The organism is Kushneria phyllosphaerae (assembly GCF_900312995.1).
GTDB classification, from domain to species: domain Bacteria; phylum Pseudomonadota; class Gammaproteobacteria; order Pseudomonadales; family Halomonadaceae; genus Kushneria; species Kushneria phyllosphaerae.
On sequence record NZ_ONZI01000002.1, the window covers coordinates 715,924 to 741,006 of the forward strand.

General features: G+C 59.3%; 22 protein-coding genes. 14 read left to right on the forward strand and 8 right to left on the reverse strand.

Features of this window, described 5'->3' with window-relative positions; all coding sequences use genetic code 11:
• Positions 1–26: 26 nt before the first annotated feature.
• Positions 27–350 (forward strand): ferredoxin FdxA, encoded by a 324-nt coding sequence (gene fdxA / locus KSP9073_RS09170; RefSeq protein WP_108842645.1) that lies wholly within the window; start codon positions 27–29, stop codon positions 348–350.
• Positions 351–944: 594 nt separating this feature from the next.
• Here fdxA and eno read toward each other — a convergent pair.
• From eno to doeA, 6 genes are all read right to left on the reverse strand, one after another.
• Positions 945–2,240: a phosphopyruvate hydratase gene (eno, locus tag KSP9073_RS09180; RefSeq protein WP_108842647.1), complete on the reverse strand. Its 1,296-nt coding sequence runs from the start codon at positions 2,238–2,240 to the stop codon at positions 945–947.
• A 202-nt stretch (positions 2,241–2,442) separates the two neighbouring features.
• The gene (kdsA, locus tag KSP9073_RS09185; RefSeq protein ID WP_108842648.1) at positions 2,443–3,306 is read right to left on the reverse strand and encodes a 3-deoxy-8-phosphooctulonate synthase; all 864 of its coding nucleotides are present in this window, start codon (positions 3,304–3,306) and stop codon (positions 2,443–2,445) included.
• Positions 3,293–4,975, reverse strand: coding sequence for a CTP synthase (pyrG, locus tag KSP9073_RS09190; RefSeq protein WP_108842649.1), 1,683 nt, complete (start codon positions 4,973–4,975; stop codon positions 3,293–3,295). Before pyrG ends, kdsA begins: the two co-directional genes overlap by 14 nt.
• Before the next feature lie 84 nt (positions 4,976–5,059).
• Positions 5,060–5,542 (reverse strand): Lrp/AsnC family transcriptional regulator, encoded by a 483-nt coding sequence (locus tag KSP9073_RS09195; protein WP_108842650.1) that lies wholly within the window; start codon positions 5,540–5,542, stop codon positions 5,060–5,062.
• Between the two features lie 92 nt (positions 5,543–5,634).
• A complete protein-coding gene (gene doeB, locus KSP9073_RS09200) occupies positions 5,635–6,642 on the reverse strand; it encodes a N(2)-acetyl-L-2,4-diaminobutanoate deacetylase DoeB (RefSeq protein ID WP_108842651.1) in 1,008 nt (335 codons plus the stop codon).
• 67 nt (positions 6,643–6,709) lie between these two features.
• A complete protein-coding gene (doeA, locus tag KSP9073_RS09205; RefSeq protein ID WP_108842652.1) occupies positions 6,710–7,897 on the reverse strand; it encodes an ectoine hydrolase DoeA in 1,188 nt (395 codons plus the stop codon).
• 365 nt (positions 7,898–8,262) lie between these two features.
• Here doeA and KSP9073_RS09210 point away from each other — a divergent pair, with 365 nt between their 5' ends.
• The 10 genes from KSP9073_RS09210 to KSP9073_RS09255 all read left to right on the forward strand — a co-directional run bounded on the left by KSP9073_RS09210 (position 8,263) and on the right by KSP9073_RS09255 (position 20,278).
• Positions 8,263–10,365 (forward strand): methyl-accepting chemotaxis protein, encoded by a 2,103-nt coding sequence (locus KSP9073_RS09210; protein ID WP_243409172.1) that lies wholly within the window; start codon positions 8,263–8,265, stop codon positions 10,363–10,365.
• A 20-nt stretch (positions 10,366–10,385) separates the two neighbouring features.
• Positions 10,386–11,906, forward strand: a complete 1,521-nt coding sequence (locus KSP9073_RS09215) for a chemotaxis protein CheW (RefSeq protein ID WP_165814214.1) — start codon at positions 10,386–10,388, stop codon at positions 11,904–11,906.
• Positions 11,907–12,018: 112 nt separating this feature from the next.
• Complete coding sequence (gene corA / locus KSP9073_RS09220; protein ID WP_108842655.1) at positions 12,019–12,966, forward strand: magnesium/cobalt transporter CorA; 948 nt, start codon at positions 12,019–12,021, stop codon at positions 12,964–12,966.
• A gap of 48 nt (positions 12,967–13,014) precedes the next feature.
• The gene (locus KSP9073_RS09225; protein WP_108842656.1) at positions 13,015–13,944 is read left to right on the forward strand and encodes a 2-hydroxyacid dehydrogenase; all 930 of its coding nucleotides are present in this window, start codon (positions 13,015–13,017) and stop codon (positions 13,942–13,944) included.
• A gap of 68 nt (positions 13,945–14,012) precedes the next feature.
• A complete protein-coding gene (locus KSP9073_RS09230) occupies positions 14,013–14,669 on the forward strand; it encodes a hypothetical protein (protein WP_108842657.1) in 657 nt (218 codons plus the stop codon).
• A gap of 64 nt (positions 14,670–14,733) precedes the next feature.
• A complete protein-coding gene (locus tag KSP9073_RS09235; protein ID WP_108842658.1) occupies positions 14,734–15,618 on the forward strand; it encodes an SMP-30/gluconolactonase/LRE family protein in 885 nt (294 codons plus the stop codon).
• Between the two features lie 92 nt (positions 15,619–15,710).
• Positions 15,711–16,466, forward strand: a complete 756-nt coding sequence (locus KSP9073_RS09240; protein WP_108842659.1) for a FadR/GntR family transcriptional regulator — start codon at positions 15,711–15,713, stop codon at positions 16,464–16,466.
• A 231-nt stretch (positions 16,467–16,697) separates the two neighbouring features.
• Positions 16,698–18,122 (forward strand): sugar porter family MFS transporter, encoded by a 1,425-nt coding sequence (locus KSP9073_RS09245; protein ID WP_108842660.1) that lies wholly within the window; start codon positions 16,698–16,700, stop codon positions 18,120–18,122.
• Between the two features lie 123 nt (positions 18,123–18,245).
• On the forward strand, positions 18,246–19,301 hold the full coding sequence (locus KSP9073_RS09250) for an aldose epimerase family protein (RefSeq protein ID WP_108842661.1): 1,056 nt from the start codon (positions 18,246–18,248) through the stop codon (positions 19,299–19,301).
• 56 nt (positions 19,302–19,357) lie between these two features.
• Complete coding sequence (locus KSP9073_RS09255) at positions 19,358–20,278, forward strand: Gfo/Idh/MocA family protein (RefSeq protein WP_108842662.1); 921 nt, start codon at positions 19,358–19,360, stop codon at positions 20,276–20,278.
• Positions 20,279–20,358: 80 nt separating this feature from the next.
• Here KSP9073_RS09255 and KSP9073_RS09260 read toward each other — a convergent pair whose 3' ends face one another.
• A complete protein-coding gene (locus KSP9073_RS09260; RefSeq protein ID WP_108842663.1) occupies positions 20,359–20,889 on the reverse strand; it encodes a gluconokinase in 531 nt (176 codons plus the stop codon).
• A gap of 229 nt (positions 20,890–21,118) precedes the next feature.
• Here KSP9073_RS09260 and KSP9073_RS09265 point away from each other — a divergent pair, with 229 nt between their 5' ends.
• The 3 genes from KSP9073_RS09265 to KSP9073_RS09275 all read left to right on the forward strand — a co-directional run bounded on the left by KSP9073_RS09265 (position 21,119) and on the right by KSP9073_RS09275 (position 24,373).
• Positions 21,119–22,615, forward strand: a complete 1,497-nt coding sequence (locus KSP9073_RS09265; RefSeq protein ID WP_243409173.1) for a histidine kinase dimerization/phospho-acceptor domain-containing protein — start codon at positions 21,119–21,121, stop codon at positions 22,613–22,615.
• Entirely contained in the window at positions 22,612–23,319 is a 708-nt protein-coding gene (locus KSP9073_RS09270) for a response regulator (protein ID WP_108842665.1), read from the forward strand. The genes KSP9073_RS09265 and KSP9073_RS09270 overlap by 4 nt, the downstream gene beginning before the upstream one ends.
• A 121-nt stretch (positions 23,320–23,440) precedes the next feature.
• Positions 23,441–24,373 (forward strand): hypothetical protein, encoded by a 933-nt coding sequence (locus tag KSP9073_RS09275; RefSeq protein WP_133241010.1) that lies wholly within the window; start codon positions 23,441–23,443, stop codon positions 24,371–24,373.
• Positions 24,374–24,424: 51 nt separating this feature from the next.
• Here the strand turns inward: KSP9073_RS09275 and KSP9073_RS09280 are convergent, their stop codons facing one another.
• Positions 24,425–24,988, reverse strand: a complete 564-nt coding sequence (locus KSP9073_RS09280; protein WP_207771450.1) for an O-acetyl-ADP-ribose deacetylase — start codon at positions 24,986–24,988, stop codon at positions 24,425–24,427.
• Positions 24,989–25,083: the final 95 nt, after the last annotated feature.

Consider the following 25,083-nt stretch of genomic DNA (forward strand, 5'->3'; position numbering starts at 1 on the left):
CCGCCTGCTACCCTGGAGTTCGTGACATGACCTTTGTCGTCACCGAGAACTGCATTCAATGCAAATACATGGACTGCGTGGAAGTCTGCCCGGTCGACTGCTTCTACGAAGGCCCCAACTTTCTGGTCATTCATCCCGATGAATGTATCGACTGTGCCCTGTGCGAACCGGAGTGCCCGGCCGAGGCCATCTTTTCGGAAGACGAGCTGCCTGAAGGTCAGGAAAAGTTTATCGAGATCAACGCCGACCTGGCCGAGCAGTGGCCCAATATTAGTGAACGCGCCGATCCACCGGCGGATGCCGATGAATGGAACGGCGTGCCCGGCAAGATCGACAAGCTGGTGCGCTAAAGCGCTTGTCAGGGCACTGGTGTCCTGACCCGCTTTCCCCTCCCCACCTTCTCGTACGTCCGCTTTTCTACCGCCTGCTGCTCCAAAGGCACTGCCCTTTTGTTGCGCTTGAAGGGCGCGCACAAAAAAGGCGGCCCGATAGGGCCGCCCTTGCATCCTGCATCCTTGAGCCAGTCCATTGGCTCTTTATCCATTGGCGTCGTCCATGCGGAGAAATCGAATCCATCCGATACTCTGCGCGCCATAAATCCATGTGGTGTCCGGTGATCCGAGCGACGCCATCCATGGCACCGTCAGCTGAAGTCACGATCAGATTTTCTGATCGTTAAAGAAGTTTTTAAAAAAGAGCTTATCGGGAAAATAGCGATCATCATGTTTTTTCCTGAATTGGAAAAACCAGACAAATCAAATATTTAGAAAAGGAAGGTAATTTCAGGCCCGGTACCGGACCGCCTACGATGGACTCATGTTGGATTCTGCACCCCTGCCGGGTCAAGATAATCGTACAGGATTCGTCGAATATAGAGCAGGACCATAAAAAATCCGACTACGCGAGGTAGTCGGATTAAATTTAGTGATCAAAAGCTGGCAGAATCAGCCCTGACCCTTTACTTCGGCGAGCCCCTTGTAGGGCGCCTTGCCGGCGAGCTGATCTTCGATGACCAGCAAACGGTTGTACTTGGCAACACGATCACTGCGCGACAGCGAGCCGGTCTTGATCTGTCCGGCACAGGTACCGACGGCCAGATCCGCGATGGTGGTATCTTCGGTTTCACCACTGCGGTGAGAGATGACCGCCGTATAGCCGGCATCACGCGCCATCTTGATCGCATCCAGAGTTTCGGTCAGCGACCCGATCTGGTTGAACTTGATCAGAATCGAGTTACCGATGCCCTTGTCGATCCCTTCACGGAAAATACGCGTGTTGGTCACGAACAGATCATCACCGACCAGCTGTATGCGATCCCCCAGCTTGTCGGTCAGCGCCTTCCAGCCGTCCCAGTCGGATTCGTCCAAACCGTCCTCAATGGAGACGATCGGATACTGATCGACCAGGTCTGCCAGGTAGTCGGCAAAGCCTTCACTGGTGAAGCTCTTGTTTTCACCGGAGAGCGTGTACTGACCGTCCTTGTAAAACTCGGATGCGGCGCAGTCCAGCGCCAGCGTGACATCGGTGCCAAGCTGATAACCAGCATCGCTGACGGCCTGCTTGATGGCGCCCAGCGCATCCGCGTTGGATTCCAGGTTCGGAGCAAAACCGCCCTCATCTCCCACGGCGGTGGACTGCCCGCGAGCGGAAAGCACCTTTTTGAGGGCATGGAAAATTTCAGCGCCCATGCGCAGACCTTCAGCAAAGCTCTTGGCGCCCACCGGCTGAACCATGAACTCCTGAATATCGATGTTGTTATCTGCGTGCTCACCGCCATTCATGATGTTCATCATCGGCAACGGCATGCTGAACTGACCGGGCGTGCCATAAAGCTCGGCGATGTGGGCATAAAGCGGCATGCCCTTCTCGACAGCCGCAGCACGCGCCGCTGCCAGCGAGACGGCGAGAATGGCGTTGGCGCCCAGATTGCCCTTGTTGTCGGTGCCATCCAGCTCCAGCATGGCCTGGTCCAGCGCGCGCTGGTCGCTGGCATCCATGCCCTTGAGACACTCACGAATCACCGTATTGACGGCTTCCACGGCCTTTTTGACACCCTTGCCCAGATAGCGTGACTTGTCGCCATCGCGCAGCTCCAGCGCTTCACGCGAGCCGGTGGACGCACCGGACGGCGCATAGGCCTGCTCGCGAATACCACCGGCCAGTGTGACCGTGGCCATGACGGTGGGGTTACCGCGCGAATCGAGCACTTCGAGTCCATGAATATCAACAATCTCGGCCATCTAAAGCATCCTCACTGGTTAAACTTCCGGCCCGTACTCTACGCGCCGGACTTGAATGAACGCACCATAAAAGCATAGAAAGCGATCTGTTTGCCTGCCATGCCAGCGTACGCACGCCCACTGCTAGACTAAAGTCAAAACCCTTGCCGACCCAATGGCCCGACCAAAAAAAACGCCGGTCACGATGACCGGCGTTTTGAGACTAGCGTATATCGATGGGAACGAAATGCTTGACCACCCCATCGAGCATTTTGATCTGCTCCAGAAAGGGCGTCAGACGATCCAGCGGCAGCGCGCAGGGGCCATCACAGCGCGCATTTTCCGGGTCCGGATGGGCCTCGACAAAAAGCCCGGCAATGCCGGTCGCAATGCCTGCCCTGGCCAGCTCGACGACCTGCTGGCGACGCCCGCCGGCGCTGTCGGAACGCCCGCCAGGCTGCTGCAGCGAGTGGGTGACATCGAAAAAGACCGGATAGCCGGTTTTTTTCATCTCGCCAAAACCGAGCATGTCGACCACCAGGTTGTTGTAGCCAAAGCTTGCGCCGCGCTCACACAGAATCAGCCGGTCGTTACCAGCCTCCTCAAACTTGGTGATGATGTGGCGCATCTCGTGCGGGGCAATGAACTGCGGCTTTTTAATGTTGATCACGGCACTGGTGTGCGCCATGGCCACCACTAGGTCCGTCTGGCGCGCCAGAAAGGCCGGCAGCTGGATCACGTCGCAGACATCGGCCACGGCACGCGCCTGGCCCGGCTCATGAACGTCGGTCAGCACCGGCACGTTGAAGCGGCTTTTGATCTCCTCGAGAATCGCCAGCCCCTTATCAAGCCCCGGCCCACGATAGGAGTGGATCGAGCTGCGGTTGGCCTTGTCAAAGCTGGCCTTGAACACGTAGGGGATGCCCAGCGCTTTGGTGGCTTCTACCCAGGCATCGGCCACTTCAATGGCCATGTCCCGTGATTCAAGCACGTTCATGCCACCAAAAAGCGTCAGCGGCTGCTGATTGCCGGTCGTAACCTCACCGATGGCAATGGTTTTCTGAACGGTCGTCTCAGTGCCTGTCATCGTCACGCTCCTGCTGGTCGCGCGTGCCGGCCTTGTGAGTGCGCGCCGCGCGATGCGTCAGCGCTGCATTGACAAAGCCGGTGAACAGCGGATGCCCATCGCGCGGGGTCGAAGTGAACTCGGGATGGAACTGACAGGCCACATACCAGGGGTGATCCGGCAGCTCGACCATTTCGACCAGCGACTGATCCACACTGCGTCCGGAGAACACCATGCCGGCGGCTTCCAGATCGGCCACGAACTGGTCGTTGATCTCATAGCGATGGCGATGACGCTCAACGATGGTGTCGCTGCCATAGATGTCACGCGCCTTCGAGCCTTCCTTCAGCACGCAGCTCTGGCCACCCAGACGCATGGTGCCGCCCAGATCGGACGATTCATCGCGGGTTTCGATCCGCCCTTCCGGCGTAATCCATTCGGTGATCAGACCGACCACGGGGTGGCGGGTATCGTGCGTGAATTCGGTGGAATTGGCGTCGCGCCAGCCGGCCACATGACGGGCAAACTCAATGACCGCCACCTGCATGCCCAGGCAGATGCCCAGATAGGGAATGCCGTGTTCGCGCGCATAGCGGGCCGTGGCGATCTTGCCTTCCACGCCACGCGAACCGAATCCGCCCGGCACCAGGATCGCATCCTTGCCTTCAAGACGCTCAACGCCTTCGCGCTCGATGGTTTCGGAGTCGATGTAGTCGATATTGACCTTCACGCGGGTCTGAATACCGGCATGCATCAATGATTCATTGAGCGACTTGTAGGCGTCCAGCAGCTCCATGTACTTGCCGACCATTGCAATGTTGATGGTCTTGAGCGGGTTGAGCTTGGCATCGAGCACCCTGACCCATTCGCTCAGGTCTGCCGCCGGCGGATCAAGACGCAGCTTGTCGCAGACAATGTCGTCAAGCTCGTGATCGTGCAGCATCAGCGGAATGCGATAGATGGTATCGGCATCCTGCAACGGAATGACGGCGCGCTCGTCCACGTTGGTGAACAGCGCAATCTTGCGACGCTCGCTGGCTTCAAGCTCGACTTCGCTGCGACACAGCAGGATGTCGGGCTGGATGCCGATGGAGCGCAGCTCCTTGACACTGTGCTGAGTCGGCTTGGTCTTGGTCTCGCCGGCCGTCTTGATGTAGGGCACCAGCGTCAGGTGCATGAACAGGGCGTGGCTGGAGCCGACTTCACTGCGCAGCTGACGAATGGCTTCCAGAAACGGCAGCGATTCGATATCGCCCACGGTGCCACCGATTTCGACCATGGCCACGTCATAGCCTTCAGCGCCGGCCTTCACGCGGCGCTTGATCTCATCGGTAATGTGCGGAATGACCTGAACGGTACCGCCCAGATAATCACCGCGGCGCTCCTTGCGCAGCACGTGCTCATAGACACGCCCGGTGGTGAAGTTGTTGGCCTGGGTCATGCGCGAGCGGATAAAGCGCTCGTAGTGCCCCAGGTCAAGGTCGGTCTCGGCACCATCTTCGGTGACAAACACCTCACCATGCTGAAAGGGGCTCATGGTGCCCGGATCGACGTTGATATAGGGGTCGAGCTTGAGAATCGTGACCTTCAGGCCACGGGCTTCCAGAATAGCGGCCAGAGAAGCTGCAGCGATGCCTTTACCAAGAGAAGACACAACGCCACCGGTCACGAAAATATATCGCGTCGTCATGGGGAACCTGTTAATGCTGAGCGGAGGTCAACCAGAAAGGCAGACCAGGATGGGAGATCAGTTTACGCGAAAGCGTCGTCGCGCTCAATTTGCATTGTCGGCCTTGAGCCGGATCAGCGGGGATGATGCCTTTTTGATGGACTTGGTCACGATATAGGTGAAGTAGCGCCGGATGGCGAGATCCTCCATCAGCCAGCCATCAATCAGGCGCTGGTACTGATCAATGCTTTCGGCCTCGATCAGTACCAGATAGTCCACCCCGCCCCCTACGGCCACACATTCACTGACCTGGGGCGTCTCTCGCATGACGCGTTCAAACCGATCGGACACGGCCACACCGTGGCTTTCCAGCTCGATCTGCATCCATACCGAGGTCAGCGCCACCCTGACCCGATCACTGATACGAGCACTATAGCCCTCGATGATGCCGGCACGCTCCAGCCGCCTGACCCGCTCCCAGCAGGGGCTCACCGACAGATTGATGGCCTCGGCCAGCCGCGACTTGGTAATGCGCCCATCCCGGGACAGGATATCGAGAATGCGTAAATCGTATTGGTCGAGTTTCATCAGATACTCACATTGGAGCAGGGCGGAACACGAGGCGCCGGCAATCGATCAACGGCCGCTATCCGTCCTTTTGATCGCGACCGTCGTGGCCATCAACGCTCAAGCGAGGTGACCATTTCTCCAATGACCACGAGGGTATCGCCCATCTCGACGCGGGCCGGAAAGCGTCGTGCCAGGATCAGGCCATCGCGGCTGGCGCGATATTCCACTGGCTCGGCGCCGGTCCGCGTGATGCCCCATATACGGGCGACCACTTCCCCTTCGCGCACGACTCCACCCAAAGCGCAGGTCATCTCCAGAAGCCCTGAATGCTCGCTTTGCACGTAGCAGGAGGCATCCGGCATTTCGACATACTGCTGACGTGCCGGCCGCTGAATGTCGCCTTGGGTAATCCCGGCAAAAATCAGAAAATTGCGCACGCCGCGTTCGCTGATCTCGATACTGGCAGGCGTTGACGTTCCGCCACCGCCCAGTTCGGTCGTGACCAGTACCTTGCCCTGGTTTTCCACCACCGTGTCATAAAGCGCTGCCGCGTCCAGCTCATACATCATGATGGCGGTCGAGGCACCAAAGTCGATGGCCCCCTTGAGGCTCTGGCGCTCAAGGGCCAGATCATCAAGGCGATGGGCCGCGGCAAAGGGCAGGATATCCAGCGTGCGCCCGCCGGAGTGAAGATCCAGTGCGTAATCACACATCGGCACCAGCACGCGGGTGAAGTAATCGGCAATCTGCTTCGTTGGCCCACCATCGGGGTCACCCGGAAAGCTGCGATTGAGGTTGCCGCGATCCATCGGCGACGTGCGTCGTCCGGCCTGAGCCGCCGGCTGATTCATCATCGGCACAATGATCACGCGGCCCTGGACTTCATCGACCGTCAGCCGGCGAGCCAGCTTCAAAAGCGCCGTAATGCCTTCGTACTCATCGCCGTGGTTACCCCCGGTCAGAAGCGCCGTGGGCCCTTCGCCGTTTTTGACTACGGTGATCGGGATCATGACCGCCCCCCAGGCAGACTCATCATGAGAGACCGGCAGCTTTAGAAAGCCGTGCTGAACGCCATCGGCATCGAAATCAACAGTGGCGGAAATCGGACTTGGACGCATGGACAGTGATACTCCCTGGTCGTGCGCAACGGTCAGTGCCTTTCAACCGGGCACCGGCACTGGTGCGCTATTTAACGAAAAGCTGCCGAGGGAAATTGCTGAAGGTTTCCACCCCGGTCTCGGTGATCAGAATCGACTCGGTGATCTCAAGCCCCCAGTCGTCCATCCACATGCCCGGCATGAAATGAAAGGTCATGCCGGGTTCCAGTACGGTTTCATCACTGGGGCGCAGGCTCATGGTGCGCTCGCCCCAGTCGGGCGGGTAGCTCAGGCCAATGGGATAACCGCAGCGGGCGCCCCCCCGGTCAAAGCCCCACTTGTCCATCGCCGTGCCCAGCGCCATGGCCAGATCACAGCAGCGGTTGCCGGGTTTGGCGACCGCAAGGCCGTTTTCGATGCCCTCCAGCAGCGCTGACTCACCACGCAGGAAATCCCGCGGCGGGCGCCCGAGAAAGACCGTGCGCGACAGCGGCGCGTGATAGCGCTTGTAGACCCCGGCAATCTCGAAAAAGGTGCCCTCGCCCTGCTTGAACGGCGCATCGTCCCAGGTCAGGTGCGGGGCGGCAGCATCCTTGCCGGTCGGCAACAGGGGCACGATGGCAGGATAGTCCCCGCCATGCCCCTCCACGCCTTCAACCCCAGCCCGATAGATTTCGGCCACCAGCCGGCTCTTGGGCAGTCCGGGCTCGACCATGTCCAGAATGCGGCCATGCATTTCATCCACGATGCGACCAGCCACACGCATGTACTCGATCTCGGTGGGCGACTTGATCGCCCGGCACCAGTTGACCAGGCCATTGGCATCTACCAGCGTCGCCTCGGGCAGGTTCGCCAGCAGGCTGGTATAGGCTTTTGCCGAGAAATAGTAGTTGTCCATCTCGACCCCGATGCGCCCCCGGTGCCACTGCCAGTGAGGCAGGATCGACTGCGACAAATAGTCCATGGGGTGCATGTCGGGATTTTGTACGTAGTAGTCCGGGTACGAGGTCACATGAGTGTCGGGATTCATCCAGCAGGTACGTATCGCCCCATTGCTGTCCTGGCGGCGGCCGTACCAGACCGGGTCCTGATCGAGACTGATCAAAACGCACTGATGAACATAGAACGACCAGCCGTCATAGCCGGTCAGCCACGCCATGTTGGAGGGGTCATAAATGATCAGGAGATCCAGCTCCGCACGCGCCATCGCCGCTCTTACCCGGCTCAAACGCTGAGCGTACTCCTGGCGTGTAAAGGGAAATGCAATGTCGGTCATTGGCGCTCGCTTTTCCCGGCTTGGAGACCAGGCATTTGTTGTATTCAACGACGTCCCGAAAACAAGCATGGTGCAGAAAGTCGACGCCTGCCACGCAGCGACCCGGCCCTTTAGTCAGTCTGCCCCTGCTCGGCCATTCGGGTCAAAATCTTTCCAGACCCGCCCCGCCTGTCAAAAGAGGATCCATGCAGGCACTGATTGACCTCCATGCAAAAAAACAGTGCAAGCCGATATTTAATTTGAATTAAAGACCATTCATGAAGATGTCGATATGGCGCTCAAGATGCGCACGGATCGTTGCGCCTGTTTCCATGACGCCCTGAGCTGCGGATTATCAGGACGCCTCCATGAAGGATTGCCGTCACATGAGCGATATCACCAGCAGCGCTGCCACCCTGGAAGATTATCTTCGAAGCGCCATTGACCGCGCCCAGGCCGTCATCGAATTCACGCCGGAAGGCAACATTGTCGATGCCAACGAAAACTTTCTGAACGTGGTGGGCTATAGCCTCGAGGAAATCAGGGGCAAGCATCACCGCATCTTTTGTGATCCGGAAGAAACGGCTTCTCCGGCTTATCGCGCCTTCTGGCAAAAGCTCGGGCGTGGTGAGTTCGACGCCGGCGAGTATCGCCGCTTTGGTAACGGCGGCCGGGAGATCTGGCTGCAGGCGACCTATAACCCCATTTTTGATGACACCGGCAAGCCCGTACGAGTGATCAAGTTTGCCTCCGACATTACCGCTCAGAAGCAGCGTGATGCCGAGTTCGAAGGCAAGGTCGAAGCGATCAATCGTGCCCAGGCCGTGATCGAGTTCGATCTGCAGGGCAATATCCTGTCTGCCAATGACAACTTCCTGGCCACCATGGGCTACCGCTCAAGCGAGATCATCGGTGAGCATCACCGTATGTTCTGTGAAGAGGCCTACGTTCAGACTTCGCAATACCGCAGTTTCTGGAAGGAGCTGGCACAGGGCGAGTTTTCTCACGGTGAATACAAGCGCTTTCGCAAGGATGGCAGCGAGATCTGGTTGCAGGCGACCTATAACCCGATCCTGGATGCGCTGGGACGCCCCTACAAGGTGGTCAAGTTCGCAACCGACATTACCAGCCGCAAGCTGGCCAACGCCGAGTTTGAAGGCAAGGTCAACGCCATTAGCCGCGCCCAGGCGGTCATCGAGTTTGACCTTGAAGGCCATGTGCTCGATGCCAATGCGAACTTCCTCAGTGCCATCGGCTACCGCCTTGACGACATTCGCGGCCAGCATCACCGGATGTTCTGTGACCCGGCCCAGGTCAGCAGCGATGACTATCGCCATTTCTGGGATGAGCTCAATCGCGGCAAACCCATGAGCGGTGAATTCCGCCGCCTGGGCCGCGACGGGCGGGAAGTGTGGCTGCAGGCCACCTATAACCCGATAATGGACATGGATGGCCGTCCGTTCAAGGTGGTCAAGTTTGCCACCGACATCACTGCCAAAAAAAGTGAGGCCGCCGAACTCGAGGGCCGCCTCAAGGCCATCGACCGTGCTCAGGCCGTCATCGAGTTCGACCTGAGGGGCAACATCCTTGCGGCCAACCAGAACTTCCTCCACACCATGGGCTACGCCCTGGACGAGGTGCGAGGTCAGCATCACCGCATGTTCTGTGACAATGACTATGTCTTGAGTACCGACTATCGTGACTTCTGGCAAAAGCTCGGCAACGGTGAATATGTCAGTGGCCGCTTCTGTCGTGAAGGCAAGTTTGGCCGCCGCGTCTGGATACAGGGCTCCTACAACCCGATTTTTAATGCCAGCGGCCATGTCTACAAGATCATCAAGTTTGCCACCGACATTACCGAACAGGTCATTCTTGAGGAGAGCATCAGGGATCAGGCAGCCTCAATGGGCAGCAGCATCATTGATCTGAACACCTCCATCAACGCCATTGCCGAAAATGCCCAGCTGACCCAGCAACTGGCTCATACCACTCAGGAAGAGGCCCGCCACGGCAGCAATACGCTAGCGCGTTCGGTCGAGGTCATGGACGCCATTCGCAAGGCCTCCGAGGATGTTGATGCCATCGTCAAGGTGATCGGAGAGATCGCCAATCAGACCAACCTGCTGGCCTTCAATGCCGCCATTGAAGCGGCCCGCGCCGGCGAACACGGACTGGGCTTTTCAGTGGTGGCAGACGAGGTCAGGAAACTGGCCGAAAAGTCATCTGATGCCACCCGCCAGATCAACCGTCTGCTGGGCGAATCCACGCGTCGGATCGAGGAAGGCAATATCGTATCCCGTGATGCTCGAACCTCCTTTGACAAGATTGTCGATGGCATCGACAAAACCGGCAGTGCCGTGGACGAGATTACTCGGACAACCAGGGCGCAGCTCGACAATGCCGGTCACGTCGCGCAGGCCATTCAACGTCTCAATGCCGCCACGGCGCACGCCGAGCGCACGCCTTCTACCGACGCCCGGGGCCACTGATCATGTCCCGGACACAAACAATGTCACCGGAATCTTTCGGGGTGCTGGGCATTGGTCAGAGCAACGTGGCCTTGTCTACCGATGCCATTCGCGAAGTGGTCGCACTGCCTCATGCATTGACGCCGGCGCCCATGGCACCAGCCTTCGCTCTCGGAGCGTTCCGGCTGCGCGATGAACTGATCCCGGTGATCGATCTGGGCAGGCTCTTGCAGCTGGATGATAGCGAAGGCCCACGCGAGAGCGCCGATCAGATCGCGATCGTGCGCTGGCAGGAGGGGTATTTCGGCCTGCGTGTAGACACGGTCCACGGTATTGCCCATGTCTCGTCCGAGCATCTACAGACGCTGGGCAGCGCTTCATCAGAGGCACCGCCCCTGACGCCGGCCGCCTTTACCGATGGCGACAGGCTGGTGTATGTGCTGGATCTTGATGCCCTGTTTGCTCTTCCCGGAATGATACTGGCGCGTGCATCGCTTCACGATGTCGAGCAGGACGCGCGCGCCAGAAAGGATGCCGATCAAAGGATAGGCACCGAACGCGCCCTGCTGATTGACTGCGGTGGTATTCGACTAAGCCTGCCGGCCGCCATGGTCCGCGAGATTCAACCTCTGGGCACCCTGTCAGCACCGGTCATGGACATACCCGGTTTTATGGGCACCACGGCACTGCGACGACAGACGATGCCGGTCTTTGATCCTCTGGTACTGGCAGGGCATGAAGACATACGACGCCCGGAAGGCCGGCTAATGGTGGTGATCACTGCCCGTGAACAGCCGCTGGCCCTTTGCGTGGATCAAGTGATTCGGATGATGACCTATGGCGCTCATGACGTCATGGCGCTTGCCGAAGCCCATGACAACCCCGAGGCTGCGATTGCCGGGATGATCCACCATCCGCAGCTGGGCGAGTCACTGCTGGTGGATGCCGCACGATTTGCAGGTGAGGCTGATGTTCTGACGCTGGCAGCAATGTATATCGCCCGAAAAACCCCGGAAACTTCGGGCACCTCGAGTCCACCGACCCAGGTCCCCTATCGTCGTTTTGCCTTTGTCCACTTTGATGCCTTTGGGCAGTTTGTCACTCCGCTGGAGCAGCTCAGTGAAGTAATTGCCATGCCTGACAGCTTCACACCCAGTGCCAGTATCGATGAGGGCTGGACAGGTACGATGGCCCACCGCGGACAGGCGATTTCCCTGGTCGATCTGCGTGAACTTCTGAATACCCCTCATGATACGCCCGCCACGGACGTCCTGATTGTGGATTGCGGTGAGTACCGAGTGGGCTTCATGATCGATAATGCCCGTCATATCGAGTATCTCGATGCCCCGGCAGACAGTCTGATCATTCGCTGGCGCGGCGAACAGGAGAGCGGCACCCCACCCATCGAACAGTGCAAGCGATTGATCGTGGTGGGCACGGGAGCAGGCAAAAAAATCATGTCGGTACTGTGTCTGGAAACACTCGCCGTCCTGTTGGTGGATATCAATGCCAGCCATAACTGCACAATGATTGATGCAGCCTCGCCTGCCCTGTCGGCGTAGGCACATGAGGCTGCGTACCAACACGCCACGGGGCCGGTGGCGCTAAAGTCTTTGGCAATACTGCTGCGCTCTGGGATCATGAGGACCATTTATATCGCGTTGGAATGCCATCATGATCAGGACCTACAGCCTTGCGCAGCAGACCATTCACGAACTGGCCGACGACGAGCTTGAGACGCGTCTGGCGCAGGCGACCTGGATTGATGCGCAGGAACCGAGCGACAGTGAGCGTCAGGCCCTGGCCCCCTTTTTGGCCGAAGAGCTGCCCGGCAGTACCGATGTTGAAGAGATCGAGTCTTCGGCACGCTACTTTTCAGACGCCGATGGCCTCCACGTTCACTCCCTGTTTCTGACCCGCAATGAAGGCAAGCACCAGAACACCACGGTTGCCTTCATTCTTCAGCCACAGCGGCTTTTAAGCTTGCGCGAAGAGGACCTGGCAGATTTCAGGCTGTTGCGCCTGCGGGCCCGTCGTGGCCAGATCGAGGCCGGCTCGCCTCACGAGCTGATGGTGACCATTTTCGAGCAGAAGGTGGAAAACCTGGCCGACAGCGTCGAGGACATGCACCGCGATCTTGAGCAGGTCAGCCATCAGGTGCTCGAAGTCGAGGACTCGGATCTCGAAGACGCCATCGACCGTCTGGCCAAGGTCGAGGACAGCGTCGGCAAGATCCGACTGTGCCTGATGGATACCCAGCGCTCGCTGCACTTTCTGCTGCGCCACCTGCGCCGCCATACCGAGCTTCAGGAGCAGGCCCGTGAGGTGCTTCAGGACGTTGATGCCCTGATGTCGCACAACACGTTCCTGTCCGACAAGGTCAACTTTTTGATGGACACGACCCAGGGCTTTATCAACATCCAGCAAAACCAGATCATCAAGATCTTCTCGATCGCCTCGGTCATGTTCCTTCCCCCCACCATGATCGCCAGCATTTACGGCATGAACTTTGATGTCATGCCGGAACTGCACTGGCCGCTGGGCTATCCGTTTGCCATTTTTGTCATGTTCATCTCGGGTCTGACGCCCTTTTTGTACTTCAAGCATCGCGGCTGGCTTTAATGGATGGATGCCAACCGAGGCTGGTGGGCACGCTCAAGGGGAAACACCATGCGCATACTGATTCATGCTCCCGAGGCACGACGCTGGCAGGAAGCGCTGACACGTGAATTGTGCCCGGTCCTGCCCGACATCGAGATTGTGACCACGCAGGAGGCCGGTGAGTGCCCGGCCGACATTCTGGTGGTCTGGAAGCCGCCGGCGTCTCTGCTGGCCTGCCAGCAATCATCGCTGAAGGCGATTTTCAACGCCGGCGCCGGCGTCGACGCCCTGTTAAGCCTGCCCGACCTGCCGAGGGTGCCCATTGTTCGTCTGCGTGATGCCGGCATGGGCGCACTGATGGCCGACTATGCGCTCTATGGCATCCTGCACTTCTATCGTGACATGGATCGCTACCGCCGCCAGCAGATCGATCACCAGTGGCAGGAGCAGCCCCTGGCCGACCGCAGCGCATGGCGCGTAGGCATCGTGGGGCTGGGAACGCTCGGACAGGCCTGCGCCCGTCGCATCCGCGCTCAGGGGTTCGAGGTACAGGGCTGGAGCCGGTCGGCCAAACAGGTGGACGGCATCGGCACGCATCATGGCAATGACGGGCTGACCGCCCTTTTGAAGACTTCACAGGTGCTCGTCAGCCTGCTGCCGGATACTCCGGAGACGCGAGGGCTGCTCAACGAGCAGCGTCTCGGGCAACTGCCAAAAGGCGCGGTGGTCATCAATGCCGGGCGCGGTACGACGCTGGACCCGGACGCCCTGCTCACGCTCATCGAAAACGGCCATCTGCGCGGCGCCCTGCTGGACGTGTTTCCGGAGGAGCCCCTGCCGACACAACATCCTCTCTGGCAGGATTCGCGGGTCATCATTACCCCGCATATCGCCGCCCCCACGGATGTGAGCGAGGGCGCCCGGCAGTTCGCCGCCGATATTGTGGCCCTGACGCGCGGGGAACCCATTGATACCGTTGATCCCGCCACGGGCTATTGATCCCGCCACGGGCTATCAGGGTACAGGCCAAATCTCATGTGCCTTGCGCCCTACTGACAGGAGACGCCATGTTTCGCCTTATTCTGGTGCTGACCGCCCTGATGGTGTCCACCTCGCTTCAGGCCGGAGAGATTCAGCCCTTCAAGGCCCACTATCATCTCGTGATCGATGGCTGGCCCAACGCCGACATGACTCATCAGCTCGAGCGTGACAAGGAGGGCTGGCGTACCACCATGCATGCCTCGGTCAAGATCGCGACCGGCTATGAATACAGCCGCTTTCGCCTTCGCAATGACACCGACGTGGCGCCCTGGAGCTTTTACAGCCGTTACCGCCTGTTCGGCTTTGGTGACACCTATCGTCTTGATGATCAGCAGCTCGCCTCCCTGCCCGACCGTCAGGCAGCGCTGTTTGCCCTCAGCCGGCAGGCGTTTAATGCCCCCTCGTGTCGCGGTCGCCAGACAACGCCATGTACCTTTGCCTACCTGGATCACAAGGCGCGCCAGCGTGACATGGCCTGGCGGGTCATCGATGATCCGGAAATGTCCGTGCCCCAGGGGCACTGGCAGACACGCCACGTGGAGGCATGGGATGAGGACAAGCCCGACCGGCGCATGCACTTTTATTTCACGTCACGCTATCCGGGCCTGCTCGTGCAGACGGACTATTTTCGCGATGGCAAACTGAGCGCACGCCTTCAGCTGACAGGGCTTGAGACGCCGTAAGCTCCGTCATGGGCCATGGCGCTCATCGATTAACAACACCCAACACGAATACCACGGAGGGAACATGCTGGAACCGCACCTGACACTGACCATGGCGCTGGGGGAAGGCCCGCACTGGGATGTCGATCAGCAGCGCCTTCACTGGGTCGATATCCTGAGCGGGGAGCTTCATCAGCTCGACCCTGAAAACAATCAGCATCACATCCGGCGCTTTGATGAGCCGCTGGCCTACGCCGTGCCCGACGATCAGGGCGGCTATCTGGCCGCTTTCCGTTCGGGCCTGTGGCGTCTGGACGATCAGGGGCAAAAACAGCACCACCTGGTCGAAGGCCCTCAGAACCCGGACATCAGCTGGTGCAATGACAGCCACTGCGATGCTCATGGCCGGCTGTGGTTTGGCACCAAAAATGCCGAAGAAGCCCATCCCACCGGTGCCTTTTTCAGCTATCAGAATGAGCTGACCTCGCATTTCGAGAAGGTGACCATTTCCAACGGCATCGCCATCAGCCCCGACAACCGCTGGCTCTACTTCAGCGACACGCCAACGCACAGGATTTATCGCTATCCGCTGGATATCGAGCAGGGCAAGCTGGGCGAGCCGGAACTGTTTGCCGACACCCGCGCGCTGGCGCTGCCGGGTTCACCGGACGGTGCTGCCATCGACGAGGCCGGCCACTACTGGATCGCCATGTACGGTGGCGGTGTCGTGGTGCATTTTGATGATCATGGCAACGTGGTGGAAACCCTGCCGTTGCTGGCGCCCAACCCCACCAAGGTGGCCTTTGGGGACAGTGATCTGCGCACGCTGTATGTCACCTGCGCTCGCCAGGGGCTGGATCAGGCCACCTTGAACCAGTATCCCGATGCCGGCTCGCTCTTTTCCACCCGTGTGGAGACGCCCGGGCTACCCGGCCATCGCTACCGGAACACCGTCCGCGATAGCGCCTGAGCGACGCCTGTCCCGATGCGGCACTGGCGTATCGGGGCAGGTGCCCGGACTGTGATATGTTCCACCATGACGCTGCCGCCACAGAGACTCGCATGAACGATACCGCCTCCCCAGATGCACACCATGTGGCCGATCAGTTGATCAAGGAAATTCTTGACGGGCGTTATCAGCCAGGCGATTTCATTCCCAAGGAGCTGGAGATCTGTCGGCATTTTGGACTGAGCCGCAACGTGGTGCGGCGCCATCTGGGCGCGCTGGTCAGTGGCGGCATCATCGAGCGTATTTCCGGCTATGGCTCTCGTGTGCGCGAGTTTTCACAGTGGCACATTCTTGATCCTGCCGTGACGGACTGGATCACCCGCTTTGCCGGACCACATCTGGAGATCCAGCGCGAGATTCTGAGCTTTCGCCTGACGGTCGAGCCGTGGGTGGCGATGATGGCAGCCAATAGCGCCACCGCCCGGGACCTGGTCGCCATCGAGGAAGCCTTCGAGGACATGCGCCATCACCATCTTGATGAGGACACCACGCAGCACGACCACTGCGACGTCTCCTTTCACGTCGCCATCTATTACGCCACGCACAACATCGTCTGGTCCCAGCTCTCCCATGTGCTGCGCCCATCGATTCATTTGCTGGTGTCACACAGCAACACTCGCACGCTCGACCCGAGCCATAGCCTTCAAAGCCATCATCGGCTCATGGACGCCATTCGCATGCGCCAGCCCGATGAGGCCTATCACGCCGCGATTGCGGTGCTGGAAGACACCGCGCGGGCGCTGAACGTCGATATCACCCCTGCCCCGGTGCCGCTGCACCTGCCCATGACCGTGCCCTCCACCGGTTAAGTCCCTTCCCGGGAACATGATCTGTTTTTCAGACCATGGTTGCGCCACGGCAGTTCCGTGCCTCAAAAATGACCTCGCAAGCCCTTCGTTCTTCAGCGTCAATCAAGATCCTGGACCAAGGTCGAAGCGGCCAAAGTCTATGTTGAGCATTTCCGATAAATGTCCAACATACAAACCCTGTTGTTGATCCTGTGTCTGTCATGCACGCAGTACCATCCTTCGGGGTATTTCATGAAATCATCCACGACTGCGACATCGAGTGAGCCGGGGGGCCGTATCGCGCGCCCTTCGATGTCGACCGTTTACATGATCGGCGGCGTTGCGGCGCTGGCGGGTCTGCTCTTTGGCATGGATATCGGCGTCATCTCCGGCGCCCTGCCCTTTATCGAACATGATTTTGGCGTCGGTGACCGCCAGCAGGAGATCATTGTCAGCGTCATGATGCTGGGGGCGGCCATGGGCGCCTGCGTCAGCGGCACCCTGTCGCGCAGAATGGGACGCAAGCTCACGCTGACCGTCAGCGGCGTGGTCTTTGTGGCCGGGGCGCTGCTCTCGGCGCTGGCCGTTTCGCCCGAGATGCTGATCGTGGCACGGCTTGTGCTGGGCGTAGCCGTAGGGATCTCCTCATATGTTGCGCCCATCTATCTTTCCGAGATCGCCCCCGAGCACATTCGAGGCCGACTGATTTCCTTTTATCAGCTGATGATCATGGGCGGCATTCTGCTCGCCTACCTGACCAATACCCTGTTCAGCTATACGGGGAACTGGCGCGGCATGCTGGGCATTATCGCCATCCCGGGGGTGCTATTACTGCTTGGCATGTTCTTTTTGCCACGCAGCCCGCGCTGGCTGGCAAGCAGCGGGCGCTTTGATGAAGCCCGCAGCGTCCTGATGCGCCTGCGCGGTAATGACGGCCAAGGCGTTGACGAAGAGATGATCCGCATTCGAGAAAACCTCAAGGTAGGGGACGCCGGCTGGAAGCTTTTCAAGCGCAACCCCAACTTCCGTCGTTCTACCGGGCTGGGCGTCACGCTGCAGTTCATGCAGCAGTTCACCGGCGCCAACGTCATTTTGTATTACGCGCCGCGCATTCTGGAAATGGCCGGCTTTGACAGCGCCAGCGAACAGCTCTGGGGAACGGTCGTGATCGGTCTTGTCATGACGCTAGCGACCCTGATCGCCGTAGGTCTGGTCGACCGCGTCGGGCGCAAGCCGCTGCTTTATACCGGCTTTACCATCATGGGGTTTTGCATGCTGGCACTGGGCGGACTGTTTGAATACGGTCTTGAAGGCGCACTGACCCAGTACCTGGCGCTGGGAATTCTGGGGACCTTTGTGGTCAGTTACGCCATGTCGGCGGCACCGATGGTCTGGATCCTGTGCTCCGAAATTCAGCCGCTCAAGGGCCGTGACTTCGGCGTGGCCTGCTCCACGGTCACCAACTGGGTCGCCAACATGATCATTGGGGCGACCTTTTTGACCCTGATCAATGTGCTGGGCAATGCAATCACCTTCTGGCTCTATGCCGCGCTCAACTTTGCCTTCATTGCGGTTACATTGCTGCTGGTCCCGGAGACTAAAGGCGTGGCCCTCGAGAAGATTGAGCAGGCGCTGATGGCGGGACAGCGGCTTCGCCACATCGGTCAGAAACCATAGGCGTAGCCCGGGCGATTCGGCTGCCGTGCACCGGGGTCTGACCTGTATCGAGTGTGGGCTCTATACTGACCTGCAACCGCTGCAACACAATGCTTTTGTCTTTCATCGACCGTGGAGTGATTCATGCCCTTGCACTGTGAAAGCGACCAATCCGGTCGGCACGATGACGGCAGCCCCTTTGAGCGCTTCAGGCTGCGCAACAGTGCCGGCATGCAGGTGGATATTCTCGATTACGGCGCCACCCTGCAGGCCCTGCGCGTGCCCGATCGAGACACCGGTGAGCCGGTCAACCTGGTGCTGGGCTTTGCCGACCCGACGCAGTACCTGAAACCGCACCCCTATTTCGGTGCGCTGGTCGGGCGCTATGCCAACCGCCTCGGCAAGGGGCGTTTTGAACTCGATGGCCAGACGTTTCAGATCGTGCCCAACGAGGGCCTCAACGCACTGCACGGTGGGCCACGGGGATTGAGCTTTCAGCGCTTTGAAGGCCGGCTGTTTGAAGAAGCAGACCGGATCGGCGTGAGTCTGAGCCACCGCTCGCCTGACGGCGACATGGGCTTTCCGGGCGAGCTGGAGGTCACGGTGCATTACAGCCTCGATGAGGACAATCGGCTCACCATCAATTATGAGGCGCAATGTTCAGCACCGACCGTTATCAGCCTGACCAACCACGCCTATTTCAATCTGCGCGGCCACGGGGACGTGCGCGACCATCTTCTCGAGTGCGCAGCCGGTCACTATCTGGTGCTTGATGAGGCCTCGATTCCGACCGGCACGATCGCTTCGGTCGCCGGCACCCCGTATGACTTTGTCACGCCCGCGACCCTGCGCTCGCGTGAGCAGATTCCCAACGAGCAGTTCTCCCGCGCCGGTGGCCATGATGTTGCCCTCGTGCTGGATCGAGTGCCCTCCGGCCAACCCCGGGCAACAGTCGCCGAGCCGCACAGCGGCCGACGACTGGAAGTCTTTACCGATCAACCCTCGCTTCAGCTCTATACCGGCATCGGTCTGGATGGCACCCTGACCGATCACGAGGGCCATCCAATCGAGGCCTTTGGCGGACTGGCTCTGGAGGCGCAGCAGTTTCCCGATGCGCCCAACCATGACCACTTCCCCTCGACCCGACTCGATCCGGGCGAGCGATATCGCCAGCACACCTGCTATCGCCTGACGTTTTAACCCCCGGCCGGACCGTCGCAACAGACTTACGGCCCCTTTTGGAAAGAGACAGAGTCATGACCACCATTGCCATTGCAGGTTTCGGCAAGATCGCACGGGACCAGCATCTGCCGGCCCTGCGGGATAACCGCGATTTTGAACTGACCGCCATTGCCAGTCGCAATGCCACCCTTGAAGGCGTGGATAATCATCAGGATCTTGACGCCCTGTTGAGCGCAGTGCCCGCCCTCGATGCCGTGGCCCTGTGCACACCGCCTCAGGTGCGCTACGCCCAGGCCGTGGCCGCCATCGAGGCTGGCAAACATGTGCTGCTGGAAAAACCCCCGGGCGTCTCGCTCAGCGAAGTCGAGGATCTGGTGCGCCGTGCCAAGCAACAGGGCGTCACGCTCTACGCCACCTGGCACGCTCGCGAGGCTGCCGGCGTCGAAAAGGCGCGCGAATGGCTGTCAACACGTCGCGTCACAGGGGTTGATATCCAGTGGCGCGAAGATGTGCGTCAGTGGCATCCGGGCCAGCAATGGGTATGGGAACCGGGCGGTCTGGGTGTTTTCGACCCTGGCATCAATGCCCTCTCGATTGTCACCCGGATTCTGCCGGAAGCCTTTTTCCTGCGCGAAGCGACGCTTGAAGTACCGGAAAACTGCCAGTCACCGATCGGAGCCACGCTCGAATTTACCGACGTTCACGATACTCCCATCCACGCCGATTTTGACTGGCGCCAGACCGGACCCCAGACCTGGCAGATTACGGTCGACACCGAAGACGGCAAACTGGTGCTCGACAGTGGCGGCAGCCAGCTGAGCATCAATGGTGAGCGCATCATCGACGGCGAGGATGTTGAATACGCGGGGCTCTACAGGCGCTTTGCCGAGCTGATCCGCAAAGGACAAAGCGATGTCGACGTAGCCCCCTTCCGCCACGTGGCTGACGCCTTCCTGCTGGGACGCCGCCAGAGCGTTGAGGCCTTTATCGAATAGATCAGCGAAAAGGCGTCAAATGACAGGGGCCCGGCTGCGCATGCGCAGCCGGGCCCCGTTTTTGCCATCGACAGCTGAACTCAGTCGAGCGCTTCAAGCTCGCTGACGCACTGATCGATCACACTATCAAAGGATTTTGAGATATCGATGCTGATGGCCTCATCGGACCCCGGGGTCTGCAGTGTATCAAACTGTGTACGCAGCATTTGCGGCGAGAAGAAGTGCTGACGCTCCTCCATGCGCTGCAGGATTGTGTCGTAACTGCCATCCAGAAAGAGAATGATCAGTTCCGGGTCGCCCTGGCGCAGAATGTCGCGATAGGATTTCTTGAGTCCGGAACAGCCAATCATCACACTCTTGTTTTCCCGGCGATGCTGCGCAAAAAGATCTGCCAGTGCTTCCAGCCAGCCCTGACGGTCGTCATCCGTCAAGGGAACGCCCTTGGTCATCTTTTCGATATTGGCCGGCGGATGGTACTGATCGCCGTCGATATACTCACAGCCGGTCTTTTCAGCCACGGCCTCGCCGATGGTCGACTTGCCGGATCCGGAGACCCCCATGATCAAAATGCGTCGTGATTGCCGATGACGCTGATCGAACTGTTTTGTCATGCCGGGGCTCTCTTGTTACAGGGGTACGGGCGTCATTGCGCATACTGTTGCAACATTCTTGCAAAGCCATCATGGGGTTACAACCGAACCATGGTCCCGGGGCAACTTTCGCACATAAGACCTTGGTATAAATCAGAGGCCTTTTACGCTTTCATGCCCTTTCCATGACTCGCGCTGCTGCAAGGGTGTCAGGCGCGCTAACGTGATGTTTTTCATCAATGAGGGATGCATGTTCAGTCGCCTTGGTTTGAAGCTCTTTGGGGCTATCCTGCTGGTCAATGTCGTACTTGGTGCGATGGTCTTTTTCATGGCAGCCCGCAGTATCGATGATGATTTTCTGGATTATTTGCGCCGCACCCAGAAGGAGCGCATCGATACCCTGAGCGATACCCTCGTCGAGGGCTATGCTCTTCATGGCAGCTGGACATGGCTTGGCGACAACCGCAGTGCCTGGCGTGATGTATTGCGTCTGACGCTGGCACCGCGCGACCACCATGACGCCGCAGGCGCTGTCCCGCAAAACCCGCCATCCGGACGCCGTTCCGGCGGCCCATCATCGGACCTCCCCCGTTCCATGGTGGATCCACGCCAGTTTGTACTGCTCGATGCTCGGGGCCAGCCGGTCATTGGTGGCGTTCATCAACCCCGTAACGGCATGAACTACCGGGCACTGGTGCTTGACGGCACTACCATCGGACAGCTTGGCTATCGCGCGCCGGACAACATGATCTCCTCGATCGATCAGGTCTTTTTGCATCGTCAGCTGCGCAATCTGGGCATCATTACCGGCGTCATGCTTTTGACCTCGCTGCTGCTGGCAGGCGGGCTTGCCTGGTGGCTTGGCCGACGTACGCGGGATATGGCGCTGGCAACACGCACCATCGCCCGTGGTGATTACAGCATTCGTCTACGCCTGCGGGGTCGCGATGAACTTTCCCGGCTGTCTGAAGATATCAACGCCCTCGCCCAGAGCCTTGAGCACAATCGTCAATCACGCCAGCAGTGGGTCGCAGACATCGCGCATGAATTGCGCACGCCGCTGGCCATCCTGAAAGGTGAAATTGAAGCGATGCAGGATGGCGTACGTGCTCTGGATGGCAAAAGCCTCCAGTCCCTGAACCAGGAAGTCGATCATCTCAGTCAGCTGATCGAGGATCTTCGCCTTCTGGCCCAGTCCGATGCCCGTACGCTTGAGGCGCCACTGGATCGACTGGATCTGAGCACGCATCTGCAGAGCCAGCTTGAAGAGAGCCGCGAATGGCTCGACGAACGAGGCATTACGCTGGTCACCCACATTGCCCCGGGCCTCATGATTCAGGGATCCGCCCATCGCCTGCGCCAGCTCTGGCATAACCTTTTGAGCAATACGCAGGCTTATACGGACGCCCCGGGCAGTCTTCATGTCACCCTCCTGCGTCAGGATGACAAGGCCGTGGTGATCTGGGAAGACAGCGCGCCCGGCGTCGCGCCCACAGAGCAACACCGTCTCACCGAGCGGCTTTTCAGAATCGAGGGATCACGCAACCGCCGCCACGGTGGCAGCGGACTGGGACTTTCCATTGCCAGTGCCCTGATACACCTTCATGGGGCACGCATGACACCACAGGACACGCCGCTGGGTGGCCTGTGCTGGCGCCTTGTCTTTATGCTTGATGACCACGACACGCCTGTCGAAAACGATCATCGGATCAGTGCCGACCATCATTACGGAAAAACGCTGCCATGAACGACAACGTACTGATCGTTGAAGATGAAACAAAGATTGCCGAGCTGCTGCGGGACTACCTGAGCAGCAGCGGTTTTACGCCTCACTGCCTCGAACGCGGCGATCAGGTCATCGACTGGCTGGAGGCACAGGCGCCGGAAACATTGCCTGCGATGGTGCTGCTGGACCTGATGCTGCCAGGCCTTGATGGGCTCACGCTTTGTCGACGGCTGCGAGAGCGCTGGCCAGTCATGGCCATCATCATGCTGACAGCCCGGGTCGAGGAGGTAGACCGCCTGCTGGGTCTTGAACTGGGCGCCGATGACTACATCTGCAAGCCCTTTTCGCCGCGGGAGGTCGTCGCCCGCATTCGCACGGTTCTACGGCGTACTCATCCCGTGGCGTCCGCCGCCAGTACGGGTGCGCCCGACTCATCGCCCCTGACCCTGGACCGCGAGGGCTGGCGCGTGCTGGCCAACGGTACGGATCTGGGACTGACCGCGGTCGAATTCCAGTTGATGGAAGTCATGTTCAATGCCCCCGGGCGCCTCTTTTCGCGTGAGCAGTTGATGGATCACATGTATCGCGACCGCCGCATCGTTTCCGAGCGCACCGTGGATTCTCACATTAAAAAGCTCAGGAAAAAGCTTGCCGACATCTGGCCCGAGCGTGAGGTCATCCACTCGGTGTATGGGGTGGGTTACAAGTATGAACCCCTGAGCTGAGCGCATTCATCTCAGCCGACAGCGTCAATACTTTCCCCCTGCATGTTTATCCCCATTGCCTGCACGTTTGTTGCACAAATCGTGGCGATACTGGCGTCAGACCCAGCCACGAGGTATCGCAATGAAGAAATGGATGCTCGCCACCAGTGCCACCGTCGCGTTTTTGACCGCCTTCACGGCCAGTGCTGCCGCGCCTGATCAAAAGACAGCGCACCCTGGCGCACGTCAGGCCATCTATCAGAGCTGGTCGCTGAGCGATCAACAAAAAAATCAGCTGACCAACGAGAACAAGGCCTTCCACGAACGCCTGACAGCGCTGAAGGATCAGAGCTTTGACAGTATCCAGGCACGTCATGAAGCCATGAAGGAAGCGGCACGGACGCATCATGAGGCACTCGCCAGAGTCCTCAATGACGAACAACGTCGAGTGCTTGAAGGTCTGGATCAGCGCGCTGCTGCCATGCAGACCAGGGGAGCGCTGAGGGCAGCGCTTCTGGATAGCTGGAAGCTGGATGATACCCAAAGGCAGGCGCTTGATGACTCACGACGACAGATGCGTCGGGACCTCGCCGAACTGCGCCATGACAAGGGCGCCATGGACAGTCGAAAAGACCGACGCCAGGCCATGGCAACGCTGCACGAGCAGCAGCACGCACGTCTTTCAAGGGTACTGAGTGCCGAGCAGATCAGGGTGCTCGAGATGATTCGCCATGTGGAGCTGCGCGGCCCGAAGGGCAAGCCGCCCATCGATGTCCGTCACGCACTGGTAAAAAGCTGGCATCTTGAGGCGTTGCAGGTTGATGCCATGAAGGCAGCGGCGAAAGAACTTCACCAGAAGATGGCACAGCTCAAGGACATGGACGCGTCGCAGGACAGCGACCGACGCCACCGGATGATCGAGGCTCGAACCGCCTTTCATCATTCTCTGGAAGACATCCTGAGCCAGGATCAGCTGGCAGCGCTGGATAGCGTCAGCCGCCATCACCACCCCGCAATGGGGCCGCGCCATCATGGCGCAGACCAGAACGCCCCCTTAAAGCCCGATCAGAGCTGATCCATATCGCCATCATGACCACACCCCGCGCTGACGGGGTGTTTTTCATGACTAGCCGCGATCGCGCTGATATCCCATCCGGCTGGCCACCTGACGAAAGGCATCCATGTCCTGCTGGCTGAAAAAACAAAGCGTCGCAGTCAGATCACCATGGGGCAGTTTCTCCGCCATGACCTTGAGCACAATCTCGCTGGCCTGATCAAACGGATAGCCATAAACGCCGGTGGAGATTGCCGGGAAGGCAATGGTGTGCAGGCCCTGCTGAGCCGCCAGCGCCAGTGATTTTCGATAGCAGTTCGCGAGCAGCTCGGACTTGTCGATCGTTTTGGCATACACCGGCCCCACGGTGTGAATCACGTAGCGGGCGGGCAGATTAAACCCGGGGGTCATGGCCACCTCCCCATCCGGCAGTCCTTCCGGCCACTGCTTTTGACGCAGATCCTGACAGGCGGTTTTGAGCTCGCCACCGGCAGCACGATGAATGGCACCATCCACCCCACCGCCGCCCATCAGGGAATGGTTTGCCGCATTGACGATGGCATCTACCTCAAGGGTCGTGATATCACCCTGAATTATCCGTAATTTCCCGCTCATCCAGGTCATGGCCGTTGTCATGGTCTTTCCCCTGACGCCTTTAATGAATACTGATCTTCAGTATGGTCGACGCCTGTCCGGTTCGGACAATTCTCTCCCCCCTGCCATTGGTCCAG